The sequence below is a fragment of the Sutcliffiella halmapala genome, assembly GCF_002019665.1.
Taxonomy (GTDB): domain Bacteria; phylum Bacillota; class Bacilli; order Bacillales; family Bacillaceae_I; genus Sutcliffiella_A; species Sutcliffiella_A halmapala.
In genome coordinates this window covers 507,488-522,833 of the sequence record NZ_KV917375.1, presented here as the reverse complement: position 1 = coordinate 522,833, position 15,346 = coordinate 507,488, and the positions used below count along the sequence as shown (strand labels likewise).

At 39.5% G+C, this 15,346-nt stretch carries 12 protein-coding genes; 1 reads left to right on the top strand and 11 read right to left on the bottom strand.

Translation table 11 applies throughout. The annotated features are described in order from the left end of the window. Nucleotides 1-117: 117 nt before the first annotated feature. The 11 genes from BK580_RS02425 to BK580_RS02375 form a co-directional block, all read right to left on the bottom strand. A complete protein-coding gene (locus tag BK580_RS02425; protein ID WP_078378791.1) occupies nt 118-960 on the bottom strand; it encodes a sugar phosphate isomerase/epimerase family protein in 843 nt (280 codons plus the stop codon). 194 nt (nt 961-1,154) lie between these two features. After that, entirely contained in the window at nt 1,155-2,129 is a 975-nt protein-coding gene (locus BK580_RS02420; protein ID WP_078378790.1) for a Gfo/Idh/MocA family protein, read from the bottom strand. Continuing rightward, nucleotides 2,126-3,139 (bottom strand): Gfo/Idh/MocA family protein, encoded by a 1,014-nt coding sequence (locus BK580_RS02415; RefSeq protein WP_078378789.1) that lies wholly within the window; start codon nt 3,137-3,139, stop codon nt 2,126-2,128. The genes BK580_RS02420 and BK580_RS02415 overlap by 4 nt, the downstream gene beginning before the upstream one ends. Before the next feature lie 24 nt (nt 3,140-3,163). Continuing rightward, nucleotides 3,164-4,177, bottom strand: coding sequence for an ROK family protein (locus tag BK580_RS02410; protein ID WP_078378788.1), 1,014 nt, complete (start codon nt 4,175-4,177; stop codon nt 3,164-3,166). Between the two features lie 53 nt (nt 4,178-4,230). Then, the gene (locus tag BK580_RS02405; protein WP_078378787.1) at nt 4,231-5,043 is read right to left on the bottom strand and encodes a carbohydrate ABC transporter permease; all 813 of its coding nucleotides are present in this window, start codon (nt 5,041-5,043) and stop codon (nt 4,231-4,233) included. Nucleotides 5,044-5,061: 18 nt separating this feature from the next. Next, the gene (locus tag BK580_RS02400; RefSeq protein WP_235863982.1) at nt 5,062-6,000 is read right to left on the bottom strand and encodes a carbohydrate ABC transporter permease; all 939 of its coding nucleotides are present in this window, start codon (nt 5,998-6,000) and stop codon (nt 5,062-5,064) included. A gap of 129 nt (nt 6,001-6,129) precedes the next feature. Next, nucleotides 6,130-7,383 carry an ABC transporter substrate-binding protein gene (locus BK580_RS02395; protein WP_078378786.1) on the bottom strand — a complete coding sequence of 418 codons (1,254 nt, stop codon included), beginning with the start codon at nt 7,381-7,383 and terminating at the stop codon, nt 6,130-6,132. A gap of 165 nt (nt 7,384-7,548) precedes the next feature. Then, on the bottom strand, nt 7,549-8,763 hold the full coding sequence (locus tag BK580_RS02390; RefSeq protein WP_078378785.1) for an ROK family transcriptional regulator: 1,215 nt from the start codon (nt 8,761-8,763) through the stop codon (nt 7,549-7,551). A gap of 692 nt (nt 8,764-9,455) precedes the next feature. Then, nucleotides 9,456-10,907, bottom strand: a complete 1,452-nt coding sequence (locus BK580_RS02385; RefSeq protein WP_078378784.1) for a carbon starvation CstA family protein — start codon at nt 10,905-10,907, stop codon at nt 9,456-9,458. A gap of 160 nt (nt 10,908-11,067) precedes the next feature. After that, nucleotides 11,068-11,799: a LytR/AlgR family response regulator transcription factor gene (locus BK580_RS02380; RefSeq protein ID WP_078378783.1), complete on the bottom strand. Its 732-nt coding sequence runs from the start codon at nt 11,797-11,799 to the stop codon at nt 11,068-11,070. Between the two features lie 86 nt (nt 11,800-11,885). Further along, on the bottom strand, nt 11,886-13,622 hold the full coding sequence (locus BK580_RS02375) for a sensor histidine kinase (RefSeq protein ID WP_078382611.1): 1,737 nt from the start codon (nt 13,620-13,622) through the stop codon (nt 11,886-11,888). Between the two features lie 193 nt (nt 13,623-13,815). Here BK580_RS02375 and BK580_RS02370 point away from each other — a divergent pair, with 193 nt between their 5' ends. Then, the gene (locus BK580_RS02370) at nt 13,816-15,324 is read left to right on the top strand and encodes a spore germination protein (RefSeq protein WP_078378782.1); all 1,509 of its coding nucleotides are present in this window, start codon (nt 13,816-13,818) and stop codon (nt 15,322-15,324) included. Nucleotides 15,325-15,346 lie beyond the last annotated feature (22 nt).

Below are 15,346 nucleotides of genomic sequence, written 5' to 3'. Positions count from 1 at the left end.
TTCAACATAGCCAATCCTAGCTGAACGGTGTACATACTTTCTTCAGAAAACAGAAAACCACAATGCTTCATACACACCTATTTTCGACAAGCTTCGAGGAGCAAAAAGCCCCTCACTTTATTCCTTTACAACGGCGAGGGTCTGCCCCACTATCACATCTAAATGTCTCGCCGTATCCACTGCCAACACTCTCGGATCTATTGCATATGGACTAAGCTCGGCTGTTAGGGTGTCATCATATCCTATTTCTACTAGTGCTTCATTAACTTTTACCCAGTTAACATCACCGGCTAATAACGGGACAAATCCTTTAATATTCCCTACTGCCGTACTAAAGTCTTTTACATGTACTTTCTTTATTCGATCACCTAGTATACGAATCCATTGCTCTGGATAGCCGAATTGCAAGACATTTCCGACATCAAAATAGGCTCCTACTTTTTCAGATTGTAGTTCATCAATATATCTTGCCATTTCGAGTGGCGATAGCAGAAACTTATTCCAGACATTTTCAATACCGATACAAACATCATATCTTTCCGCAAGAGGAATAACTTTTCGTAATTCCTCCTGACTTCGTTCATAGCAGTCCGTATAGGAAATAGCTTCACTAACTAATCCAGGAACGACGAGGATAGTATCGATTCCCATTACAGAAGCTAGTTCGATTTGCTTTTCAACGACTCTTCTTCCTTTTTCTCGTACACTTTTACTTGGATCGACAAGAGATGTCTCCCATAAGAGTCCTGTGGAAAGGCTCCGCAACTGTAATTGATAGGAGGATGCAAGCTCAACAATCCTTTTCGCCTCTTCTACTGTTGTATCCATTGTTAAGCCTATTCCACCTACCTGATTTAAGTTTAACTCTACTGCATCAAACCCTGCATCACAGCTATATTCGAATACTTTTTCCAGAGGCGTTCCTACTGGGTAACACCATTGGTTAATCCCTTTTAACATACAGACTTCCCCCTTTTTTACTTTTAGGTTCTGTTGAACAACGCTGTTGATTTCCGCGCGAGGTTCCGCTTATCCAGAAGGCGCTTGTGGAGCCTCGTCCTCCAATCAACATTTATGGGACTAAAAATCAACGTTGTACTAACAAAGCCAACTTTTAAAAAAGAAAACCCTCTTATTCAGGTCCCCCTTATAAACTACCCAATCGTCGCTACGGGTTCCTTCTTTTCTGCGGACTGATAGGCTGCGATAGCTACTTCGAGTGCTTTTAAGCCGTCTTCACCAGTAATGGATGGGGTTTTTCCCTCTCGAACGCTTGTAATGAAGTCTACTACTAGGTCGTCATTCATGTTGTCCCCCCAGAAGTCCCACTTCGTTCCATCGTTATTGTAGATATCCACCTTCTGAGCAAAGGCATCCACTGTTAAGGTACCGTTTGTCGCGACGATTTCTAATGTAACATCGCCCCATGTTGGATAATTGGGATTACGTGACCAGCTACAATCGAGCGTTGCGAAGACATTATTGTCAAATTCCATCGTAAGAATTCCGCAATCATCAATATCATAGTCTGAGGTTAGGTTGCCGATTTCCGCATATACTTCCTTTACCTCCGCTCCCAAATACCAGCGAATAATATCTACTACATGAACCGTATGATCAATAACGGCTCCACCGCCAGATTTTGAACGATCTACAAACCAGCCACCGGGATTGGTTCCTCGATTTGTTCCTTTAATTGCAATGATATTTCCGAGCTCGCCGCTGTCGATTATTTTTTTCGCTTTTATGACTGGAGTACTGAAGCGAACCGGAAAAGCGGTTTGTAAGAGAACATTGTTTTCTTTACAGACAGCTATCATCTCTTTAGCCGCCTCGACAGTTGAAGCAATCGGCTTTTCACATAAAATATGCTTGCCTTTTTTTGCTGCAGCGACAACATGCTGAAAATGATTACTATTTTCCGAGGTGATAACGACCGCTTCAATGGGCTCATCTAACAAAGCCTCGTAGTCTATGTAGTGCTTCGTGTTAAATTGAGCAGCTACCTTCTCACCTCGTGCCTTATCTTCATCTGCAATTCCAACTAGCTCCACTCCCGCAAGGTTAGTTAATGCTTCCGCATAGGCATATGCATGACCGTGAGCAAAACTTATAATTCCGACTTTCATTGGATAGCCTCCTTCACTTTTTTATCATTCAAAACAACTGGTTTTCCTGTTTCAATAGATTCTAAAGCAGCCATCGAAATTTCCATTGCTTTATAGGCATCCTCTGCCGAAACAATTGGCTTTTCATCGGTTTGGATACAATAGATAAAATGCTTGAGCTCCGTTAAATAAGGGCTTTCTTTTAGTGGGCTTTCCGGAACCGCCACGCCTCCAGCTCCACCGCTTTGCTTTCGACTGGAAACAACAGGGCTAATTTTCGCACTATCATATTCAATAATGCCTTCTTTTCCTGCGAACTCAAATTTGGTGGCGAAGCTTTGATGGGCCCAAGTTCCTTCAACATGAGCAATCACGCCACTTTTAAAGCGTAACGTTACAAGAGCATACTCTGTTTTCTCGGTAACCCGTCCTTTACTGCTTTTTGCATAAACGCGCTCCACATCTCCAAAGCACCATCTTAAATAATCAAAATCATGAATAATTAAATCTAAAACTAATCCGCCACTCGTTTGAAAGTCAGCGTACCAATCATTTGACGCATTTGGAAAAGCGCCACCTCGTGAAGTTCTAACGACAGCAGGGCTTCCTATTTTATCCGCATCTACTAGTTTCTTTGCTTTTACGTATTCTGGGAAGAATCGCACTACATGCCCAACAAACAGCTTAACTCTTTTTTCTTGGCAATAGCTAATCATCTCTCTTGCATCCGTTAGCGTTCGAGCAAGGGGCTTTTCACAAATCACATGCTTTCCATCGTCAGCTGCTTTAATAAGAAATTCCTTGTGAAGAGGTGTCGGTAAGCAAATAGATACTGCATCAATCACATCCAGACCCGCTACCGCTTCTTCATACGAGTGAAATGCCTTTGTTCCTGCTTTTTCTGCAAGTGTGGAAGCTCTAGCAAAATCCGCATCTACAATTCCTACTAAATTGACATTCTCTAACTTCTGATAGGCATCCGCATGAACACTCCCCATAGTTCCAGCACCAATAACCAGTGTATTTATCACATTCAACTCTCCCTTTAGTTTTGTTTATTTTTCATGACTAAGTATCTTAAGATTCGTAGTAGCATCCTCTTTCGTCGATTCATTCGTGAAAAATAGACCAGAAGCTCCCATAACACCTCCTCTTTTCCCTAAAATCGTTTTCTCAATCGCGACATCCTTTACCATGTGGAAAATCCCATATTGCCTAACTGTTTCCTTAATAGCCGGTAGAATAAAGGACGACATATTCATTACTCCACCACCAAAAACAATGACTTCTGTATTAAATAGATGGATTAAATTGTTAACCCCTGTCCCCAGAATTCTGCCAACTTCCTGTAAAAGATTGATAGAAAATGCATCTCCCTCTGACGCTGCTACTGCAATGTGTTTATTTGTAATGGTAGTGCCATCAAAAATCCATTTTTGCAAACTACTTTCTTCTCCAGTTAATAAGCGCTGATAAGCAGTATTAACAATCGCTGTTCCTGAAGTATATTTCTCTAAGCAGCCCCGATTCCCACATTCACAACGAATCCCCTGATGCATGATGGAAGTATGTCCAAACTCACCAGCACTATCGCTCGTACCTGTCACTAAGCTTCCATTACTGATAATTCCAGCGCCAACCCCTGTGCTTACCGTAATATAAATGAGGTTTTCTTTTCCTTTACCTGCCCCCCAGATCCACTCGGCTATCGCAGAAGCATTTGCATCATTACATAATTGAACAGGAAGCTCGTAATGGCACTCGAGCAATGCTCCGATAGGGTAATTTTCTAGCCCTAAATTGCTGGCAAATTTAATGACTTTTTGCTTCGAGTCAATAATACCTGCTGAAGCAATCCCAATCCCCTTTATTCGCTTTCGATCCACCTTAGCGTTTTCTAGCAATCTATTAATTGTGTGAAATATAGAATTTGTTACCTCTTCTTTACTTTGCTTAGAAGTCTCATTTTCTATTTCACTAACCGTTTCGCCGTCCCTGGAGATAAGAGCTGCTAGTATTTTCGTACCTCCTAAATCCAAACCGATTGCTAAATCCTGTCGAATGGTCATTTGATTTCCTCCTAAGAAACACCGTAGAAATTCGTTGAAACTACATCAATTCCTTATCGTCTAACACCTTGTAACGCAATACCAGTAATTAGATGCTTTTGTAAAAAGATAAACATGATGAGCATTGGAATCGTAGACAAGACAGCTCCAGCCATTAATAATGGATAGTTAGTGGAGTATTGCCCTTGGAACGCTGCAATTCCAACAGATAACACTCTCATATTCTCTGAATTGGTCATTACAAGCGGCCATAGGAAATCATTCCATGACGCAAGAATCGTGAAGATCCCCAATGCCATTAGTGCAGGTGTTGCATTTGGCAATATAACTCTCCAATATATTCCAAAGAAAGAACAACCATCGATCATTGCCGCCTCGTCTAGTTCTTTTGGAATCCCCATAAAAAATTGTCGTAGCAGGAAGACTCCAAAGGCACTGAACATACCAGGCACGATTAATGCGTAGAAGGTATCAATCCAGCCTAGTTGAGTCAAGATCGCATAGTTAGGAATTAAGATAACTTGAGCCGGAACCATTAACACCGATAAAATCGCGATAAAAATAATGTTCTTACCCGGAAAGCGCAAACGAGCAAAAGCAAATGCGGCCAGCGAGCATAAAAATAATTGAACTAAGGTTCTACCAAGCGTTAAGGCGATTGTATTAAAGTAGTATTTTAAAAAATTTACGCTTTCAAATACTTCCTTATAATTTTCAAACTTCCAGTCCTTAGGAATGATAGTTGGTGGTACTTGAATCGATTCCCCATATGATTTAAGCGAAGTGGAAACCATCCATAAAAACGGTACGACCATTAAAAAAGCTCCGATTATGAGTAGACCATGATTACCTATTTTTATTTTCATCGTTCAAACACTCCTTTTTTAACCGTCATAGTGAACCCACTTTTTCTGAAAAACGAACTGCATAATGGTGACGGTTAAAATTGCAAGAAACAGTAAGAAAGCTTGTGCAGATGCCATTCCCATTTGTGAATACTTGAAGCCTGATTCGTATACCCCATATACAATCGTTCTTAAAGGCTCAAGCAAGGCAGTACTGTCCCCAATCATGATGAAAATCAAGTCAAACACCTGCAAGGAACTAATCATCCCCGTTATAAAAACGAAGAACAGAGTCGGCGTAATAAGAGGTAAGGTAATTTTGAAAAATTGCTTTATTTTCGTAGCGCCATCAATCTGCGCCGCCTCGTAATAGGTTTGAGAGATACCTTGAAGCCCCGCAAGGAGTAAGATGACATTATTCCCAACGGTCATCCATACATATACGAGAATGACAGAGATCAAGGCAATATTCGGATTAAACAACCAGGAGGGCTGAGGAAGTCCAAATAGTCCTAAAATATAGTTGATTAAACCGTACTCGGTATTGTAAAGCCACTTCCAAACCATTCCTACCGCAACAGGCATCGTGACAACTGGCAGAAAGTAAAGTGTTCGGTAAACAATCATCCCTTTAATTTTCTGATTAAGCATCAGGGAGATCAGCATCGCTAAAGCAACGGATAGCGGAACCGAGACTGCTGTAAACACTGCCGTATTGATAATGGTCCGAATAATGTCTGGATCCTGAATCAAAGCAAGAATATTTGCTAGACCTACATATTCCGGTGTACTAATTCCATTCCATTTTGTAAACGAAAGGGCAAACGATACAATTGCCGGAAACATGTAAAAGACGAAAAGTCCGAGAACGGTAGGAGCAATAAATAAATAAGCCCAGAATGCTTCCTTTTGCCTTGGTGTCTTTTTACTTTTCACCAACACCGCTTTACTACTTTTAGGAGTAACTGCAGTATTCAAATGCTCCTCTCCTTTCTATTAGCTGTATTTTTAAAGCTCGGTCCTCTTGATGAAAGGCTCTGTTAAACACCGCTGTCTTTTAACAGAGCCTTATGAAAACGAGAGAGACATAACTTATTACTCTATTAATCAATCATTTTTTTCTTCTTCCAAAATCTTATCCATTGCCGTCCCAATCTTCTCCAAGGCTTCATCAATTGTCTGTTGGCCTAAAAATGCACGTTGAATCTCTGCCATCTCTACGTCCTGCCACTCTGCAGTACGTTTAGACACTGGATAGGCAACCCCTGTCTCTTGAGCATCGATAAATACTTGTAAATCTAATGATGGGAGAGACCCCTTCCAAACGTCACTTATTTCCTTCATTGCTGGAATAGAGAATCCAGATTCCGCGATGACTCTATTTCCATCTTCGTTCGCCAAACTTTTAATTAATTCCCAAGTTAAATCCTCATCTTTCGTCTTTTCGTTCATCGCCCATCCAATTCCGTGGACAATGGCCGCGTCTTGCTTACCTTTTGGTAACGATGCAACTCCTAATGCATCCCCTAATTCTCCTTCAAATTCTGCCGCACTAACGGAAATTCTCGGTAGCATTGCTACTTTTCCAGAGATAAATAGCTGTTCAGGCTTTGTTTCAATTTGCGTTTGTGCAGATGGAGAAATCCCTTTATCAATTAAGCTTTGAATAAAAGTAAAGGCTTCTTTTGCCTCTGGAGTATTAAAGCCTGATGTTGATTTGTCATCACTAACAATATAGCCGCCAGCTTGGTGCATTAAGTTATAATAGCCTGACTGACTTTGTACGACATGCGCCACATAACCATACACACCATTTTCAGGATCTGTTAGCTGCGAACCTACCTTTTCGATATCCTCCCAAGTCCAAGTTTCATCCGGATAGGGGATACCAGCTTCATCGAATAATTCCTTATTATAGTAAAGACCAACTGCGTCGACAAAATAAGGTGCCGCATACAGATTATTGTCTAAAGAATAAAGATCGACGACCGCTGGAAAATAAAGATCCTTCGAGAATTGATTATCTCCTTCAATAAATGGTTCTAGATTTTTAATTAATCCTTGCGTAGAATATTGATAAAAGTTTGGACCATTCATCCAAAAGACATCCGGGCCACTTCCCCCACCAATGCTTGTTTTCAACTTTGTCCAATAGTCCGCCCATGGTGTGTAAGTTACATTGACCTTAACGTCTGGGTGCTTCTCATTAAATGCTGCGATGGAGGCATTTACTGCTTCTTTCGTATTTTCATCCCATAATGCAACTTCAAGGGTCTGTTTACTTCCTCCACTGCTAGAGCTACATGCTGCTAAAAATACAAGCATTAACACGATAACATTAAAACTAATGAACTTTTTCATAATTTCCCTCCTATTGGTGATGAAACTAACGTATAACACTTACCCTTCTACACATCCTCCATTGAGCATCTTAGGTGTCTGCACGAGAATTATTTTTTAATTATTCCGACTTCTCTACGCAGAATCTCACCCCCCTTAAAGTCATAAACATCCATATTAGCTCTTTTAATTTATTTGAAATTTAAACTTCCAGTGAAGTAGCCCCGCAGCTGCACCTAATAGCTCGAACTCTGATCCAAGTGAGGTACTATGAATATTCACTTCTGCTTTCAACACCGTTATCACTTTCTCTGTAACTTGTTCTTTCAGACTCTTTAAAAATAGCGGGTTATCTTGGACAATATCTCCACTTAAAATAATGACCTCTGGGTTGAAAAAGTGCATCGTGTTCGTAATAGCAATAGCTAGATGATTGACGACATCTTCCATAATTCCGAGGGCCAATTCATCCCCTTCATTCACAGCTTGGACAAAGATGCTTGGTTTAATTTTATTTAAATCGTTTGACACTATATCTTTAATGATAGTGTCACTGCCTTTGGTCATAATCGCAGAGACAATCTTTGAATAAATCGCTGGCCAGTTCACATAGTTTTCTAGGCAACCCTTGTTTCCACATTCACATTTGATGCCACCTTGAACAACGGACGTATGGCCAAGTTCCCCAGAGCTACCGCGAAATCCCCGATAAATAGAGCCATTTACCATCAATCCAGAGCCAACACCATCTCCTATAGTGATATAGATTAGGTCATTAAATTTGCTAAACAAACCGAAATAGTTTTCCGCTAAGACAAAAGCATTGGCGTCATTATCTACAAAGGTGGGCAAATTCGTTTTTTCTTCCATTAACTCCTTTAAAGGAATATCATAGAGATTCAATTTGGAATTGTAGGTAATCACGCCTTTTTCAGCATCGACAATACCTGGTGTGATAATTGAAATCCCTTGGCAATTCACGATATCCAGTTTTTTTGTCAAAAACAGCTGTACCTTCTCTAAAATGAGCTGAATGATATCATATCCTTGGTACTGATTTGTAGGATGTATTTCTTTTCTGAGGATCTTTCCCTCAAGATTCATGTCGGCGATTTTTATATATGAGTTAGTAAGGGAAACACCTATGATAGTATGTGAACTTGGATTAAAGCGGAGTAACACCGGCTTTCTACCACCGTTTGAATGGCCTACCCCATCCTCAAAGACAAGACCTTCATTTATTAATTCTGAAACCGCAGAGGTAACCGTTGTAGGACTGACATTGATTATTTTGGCAACTTCACTTCTTGAGATTGGCCCATTCTTCCTGATCGTATCCAAAATAATAGAACGATTTAATTCCTGAATTAACCTCAGATCTCCTGTTCTTTTTTTTTGCATAATTACACAACCTCTTTTCTCAAACTGAACTTACTTTTTCCAGTGACTTTATTAAGTATGATGATAGATTCTTAACTTTTATATAAATCTACTGTTTTCATGCTGCCAATTCGCTTTTTAAAGCTTCCACCTAACAATAATCATAAAATTTATTAAATTCAAACAAGTTGTTAAGTATTGTGACAAATAAATTCTCCACTTACTTTTTCTAGTGACCTTAATAAGTATGTTAAATGATAGGAATTAATTTGTAAACGCTTTCTTTGTAAAAATATTAAATTTTTAAAATATTCAATTTATAATCAGACCCAAGCAGATTGACTCCTTAATTTTACTTCACCTCATTATTAGGTAGATTAATATTAAGTCAGATGAATTCGGGGATGTGTTAGGTAAAAATCAGGATCTGTCAGATGAAATTTAAGATGCGTTAGGTAAATCGTATGCATCATATAACTACCAATAAATGCTCCCTATCGAGGGTAAATTACGAATTTCATTGATGAGAAAAGGCTTCTTTTCATTACAAAAAGCAGACTCCCCTCTACTTCATTCCTCTTTTAGTATCGTTACAAACTCTTTGTAAAATGTTTCTACATTAGTAGGGAGAGAAAATAGACACCAAACCTTCTCTTCGCTTTATCGGATATTAAAAAAAAACGGGTCGTGGTTGCCCCACGGCCCGTTTTTCATTAAGCTACTTTATTATAATCAGAGATATCTTCTTCTAGTGGAATTTGGTTAGCTCGAGCTTTTTTAGCCGTTCGGAAGAATAATACTACTAGGATGGCAGTTCCGATAAATCCGCCGTACCATGCGATATCCATTGGTAAACGGAATCCAATTGGCGCGTTTAAAATGTAAGTGATAACCATGCACAGCATGAATGTTCCTGGAACTAGTGAAATCCAGTAGTTCTTTCTTGCAATATATAAATACATGGCACCGACAAATAGTGCAATGACGGCTGTTGCTTGGTTCGCCCAGCTGAAATATCTCCATAGGAGGTTAAAGTCGATTTGTGTTAACACTATGGAAATCGCAAATAGTGGAAGAGCGATCCATAAACGACTTGAAAATTTCTTTTGTGCAATGTTTAAATACTCTGCAATGATCATACGTGCACTTCTGAAAGCTGTATCCCCAGAAGTAATTGGAAGTACTACAACTCCTAGCACCGCAAGCGTTCCGCCAACTGCTCCAAGCATTAGTGTAGAAACTTCGCTCACAATTGCACCAGGTCCGCCTGCTGCAAGTAAATCACCCAATCCATTATATCCATCGAAAAGACTCATTGCGGCAGCTGCCCAAATCATGGCAATGATACCTTCTGCAATCATCATACCGTAGAATATTTTACGTCCTTGCTTTTCGCTTTTAGTCGTACGAGAAATGATTGGTGTTTGTGTCGCATGAAATCCAGATAGTGCTCCACATGTAATCGTAAAGAATATTAATGGGAAAATTGGTAAATTATCTGGATGGAAATTCGAGAATGAAAGCTCAGGAATCGGTGCACCTTTTACAATTAACCCAATTCCTACTCCTAAAGCACTAATCACAAGAATCGCTCCAAAATATGGATAGAGACGACCGATTATTTTATCAACTGGCAATAACGTTGCCAAAATATAATAAATAAAGATAACAGCAATAAGAATACCTAAAGCCACTTTACCATTCATTAATACATGAAGAAGACTTGCAGGTGTCGATACAAATACTGTACCAACTAATAATAGAAGCAAGACAGCAAAAGCGTTCACGACATGCTTCATTGCTTTTCCTAAAAACTTAGTTGCTAGCTCAGGTAAATGCGCTCCACGATTACGGATGGAGATCATCCCTGTTAAGTAATCATGAACAGCACCAGCAAAAATACAGCCAACGACAATCCAGATAAAGGCAACAGGCCCGTAAAGTGCTCCCATAATTGGTCCGAAAATTGGTCCTGTTCCCGCAATATTTAATAACTGAATGAGCGAGTTTTTCTTTGTGCTCATTGGCACATAGTCTATACCATCAGCATTGACATAAGCTGGTGTCGCTCGCTCCTCCTTCACTCCGAAAACTCTTTCGACGAACTTTCCGTACGTAAAGTAACCTATAATTAACAGGACGATCGCTGATAAAAATGTAATCATTTCTTTTCCCCCTTCTTCAATCAACATGTATGCGTTTACAAACAAGTATAAGGAAATAATAGTCTCATAGGGGAATTTCAGACTAAGAGGTATAAATTTTAGATTAAGATGCCTTTTATAGGGACTAACATGCAACAGATATATTAGAATGTGGATGTTTTCAAATCTCTAATTTCCTTCTTAACTCTTTCACATAGTTTCGACTCACGGAAAGCGCTTCTGCTCTTCCTTCCAATTCCAATTTATAAGCTCCACTGAACCAAGGGCTGAGGCGGCTGACATATTGAAGATTGACCAAAAAGCTTTTATGAATGCGAAAGAAACCAAACGTTACTAACTTGCTTTCTAATTCCTTCAGCATCGTTTTCGTGTCATACTCCCCCATTTTTGTCACAAGCTTTGTAAGCTTATCTTCACGAACTATGTAAAAAATATCCTTCGGTTCAAGATACATAATCTCTCCATCGCATTCGACAGCAAGCTTTCCAGTTGCATTCCCTCTATTCTGTTCCTTTTGACTACTGAAATGCTTCTCAATACGTTCGATGGTGACTTGTAATTGCTCTTCGTCGTATGGCTTTAGTAAATAGTCTGTTGCATTATATCGGAAAGCCTCCAAAGCAAATTGTGGGTAGGCAGTCGCAAACACAATTAATGGTGTCTTTTTTAGCTCCATCAATGCTTTTGCCACTTTCATGCCGTCCATTTTCGGCATTTCTACATCTAGAAACACAACATCTGGCTGAAGTTGAAGTGCCTTCATAATGGCAGCTTCCCCTGATTCTGCTTCCCCCACTATTTGAATAGCAGGAAATAATCCTAATAAATGCTTCAGTTCATCTCGACTATATGGCTCATCATCTACTACCAGAATTTTAATTGGCTGTTCCATATTTTTTGACCTCCACCAGCTGTGGGTCGTGGGGACAGGAACCACGACCCATCCATTTAAGATGTTGTTTGTTTTGCTGTTTCACCTTATCCGACCTCCATCATTGGAATAGAAAAAGAAATCTCTGTTCCTTTATTCACTTCACTTTTGATACGTAGAGCTGATTCCTCTCCATATAAAATAGTTAGTCGACGATTTACATTGTAAAGTGCCACACCGCTACCTATCTCAGAATGAATCGGGGCAATACTAATTTTCTTCGCACGCTCCTCACTCATTCCAGTGCCATTATCCTCTACTTTGACATAGGTTGCATCGCCCTCTTTACGGATGGAAATGACCACAAGGCAATTGTCTTCCTTATCCTTCATCCCATGCTTAACAGCATTTTCTACGATAGGCTGGAGAGTGAGGGGAGGAATCGGTTGAAGAAGGGTATCTTCATCAATCTGATAAATTATTTTCAGCTTATCTTCAAATCTAGTTTCCTCAATTTCTAAATAGGATTTCACATGCATTAATTCTTGCTCCAGCGTCGTGACACTTTGTGTTGTAACGGAAAGATTTTGCCGCAAAAAACGGGATAGTGACACTAGTAGCTTCCTAGCTTTCGCAGGATTGAGGCGAACTAGAGAAAGAATGGTGTTCAGTGTATTAAAAAGAAAATGAGGGCTTATTTGAGCCTGCAGCGCCTTAATTTCTGCTTCTTTAGCCAACTGATAGGCCTTATCCGCTTCCGCAATTTCTAATTGATTGCTTAATAAAGCACTTAAGCCAGAGATGAGCTCCATCACAATCGGTGTAATTTCCTTTTCAGAACTATAATAAAACTTTAACGTTCCGATTGTTGCTCCTCTATGCTTTAACGGTGCAATCACCACAGCACCAAGCGGGCAGTCCTTGACTCGACAATGAATCAATTCTTTATTCGCTACAATGATTTCTCCCTGACGAATCGCATCTAAAGTAATTTCAGTTTGAATCGGCATTTCCGCACGATGATGGTCATAACCAAGTCCAACATGAGCTAGAATTTCCTTAGTATTGGTGATTGAAACAGCTTTGGCGTGTATCTCATTATGAATAATATAACAGACCACTTTAGCAGTCTCTGGATTAAGACCATTTCGTAAATAAGCTAGTGTCTTATCTGCAATACGAAGTGTTTTTTGAGCTTGTACAGCACCGGCTTTTTCTCCCTCATTAATGACGCTTTTAATAATCATCAGGAATAGCGCACATCCAAGTCCATTTGCGACGATCATCGGAATGCCAATAATGTTGACTAATGCCCACGCTTGATCAAAAGGACGAGCGAATAACAATATCACAAGCATTTGAACCGCCTCAGCTAGTGCTGCAATAAAAAATGCCGTCCTCAAGTTAAGATGCTTATTTCTTTTATAAAAAAATCCAGCAATCACACCCGCGATAATGGAGGCAACTCCACAGGTAACGGCTGTAAATCCACCTAAGGTAAAGCGATGTATGCCGGCTATCAGACCAGCCCCAATCCCTACTTTATAGCCACCCAAAAGCCCCGCTAATACCACACCAATAACCCGTGAATTGGCAATCGCCTCATCCACTGAAAGGTCAGATGCCCAGCGGTTAAACTGCAAGCTCTCGGTACTAATACTCAGACCCGTATACGTCCCAATAATGCCAAAGAACCCAAAGAAGACAATCGCGATCAGCTTCTGCCTACGATTCAGCTCATCCTGATACACCATCCCTCTAAAGAACGTTAGCCTCGTTAAAATAAATGCAATCGTAACAATAACCCCTAATCGCTCTACCATTGTAATTAAAAGTTCAAACATAGGATATGCTCCTTTTGATACCACGGGGACTGTCCCCTTGGTCCTTGTTTCTTGTTCCACGTTACCACGGGGACTGTCCCCTTGGCAACATTGCCAACATGTCCTCTTAGAGACACCCGCACTTTAGCAGAATAACTTTTTTAGGTAAAGCTCATAATACTTGAGAAATATAATAGTTGTAGGTGATTAGGTCATGAATGAACAAAGGGTTAATGCTAAAGAAGAAGAAAATGATCTTAGTCAGCTTTTTCGCGAAGCAAAGAAGTCTTATGATTTTAATCAGTTCACCATATCTAATGAGGATGAAAATACTTGCATTCAATTTTCGTATTATACAAGCCTCATTGATGATGAAAAATTTCTAGATTATGTATTGCCTTCTGTTCAAGCGAATTTGAATAATATTAACGATTTAGCAAGCCTTATTTCACATATTCCGATTGAGGATGTTCAATCGATTGCCAGGCAAGATGAGATTATGGATAATCTCATCCAAGGTTTTATCTTTATACAGCTAAACACGAGAAAAGCTGCTGGGCTTTTAGTGAATTTAAAAAAAATGAAAAATGGTTATCGAGAGTTTAATGATGCGGAAAATGAATATAGTGTTATTGGCTCAAAGATGGGGTTTATCGAAGACATTGATACAAACGTCTCTTTATTAAGACAAATAATTACGTCAAAGAATTTAATTTTTGAAGAGTTCACCATCGGAACTTTATCCAAAACGAAGGTAGTGCTTACTTACATAGAAGGCATTACAAATCCACTACATATAAATACGCTTAAGCAAAGATTACAGGATTTAGACATTGATGTCGTATTTGATAGTTCGTTTCTTGATCAAATTATAACCGATAATTCCAATACACCCTTTCCTTTGTTTTCTTCATCGGAGCGTGTGGATCGGGCTGCTTATAATCTTGCGATCGGTAAAGTGGTTATTTTAAGTAATAATTCACCACAGGCTATCTCTGGCCCTACTAACATATTTGATTTTTTCATTTCACCTGAGGATTATTTTTTACCTTGGGTTCTAGGGTCATTCTTACGACTGGTTAGAATAGTAGGGTCGATATTTTCTGTTTTAGCGACTCCTATTTATGTGGCTGTTATTACTTATCATTATGCTGTGGTGCCTAAGGATTTATTGGAGCCTATTATCGAATCGAGAATGAATGTGCCCTTTCAAGCTGTTATAGAAGCACTATTTTTGGAATTTACAATCGACCTTCTGCGAGAAGCAGGTGCCAGGTTACCTACAAAGATTGGACAAACTTTAGGGATAGTTGGAGGTATTGTAATCGGACAGGCTGCAGTAGCAGCAGCTCTTACTAGTAATATTCTATTAATTATTGTTTCCCTTTCTGCCCTTGCATCCTTTACAACACCTATTTTCAAGATGTCGAGCACGATTCGTTTTGTAAGATATCCTCTCATTCTTTTTTCTTCTTTTTGGGGTGGATTCGGAATCATGGTCGGCGTAACGTTTATCCTTAGCCATTTACTCCGGCTTAAATCGATTGGCACTCCATATTTAGTGCCTCTTTTTCCTTTTCGCGCGGAAAACTTGAGTGATAGTTTCATTCGTTCCTCCTTAAGTATTACGAATAACAGATTTAGTTTTCTAAGACCTTTATTTCGAAAGCGATTTACCGTTAAACAGCATAAAGATGTGGTAGATGATTATAATAATGAATAAATTTCTGTGAGAAGGTACTCAA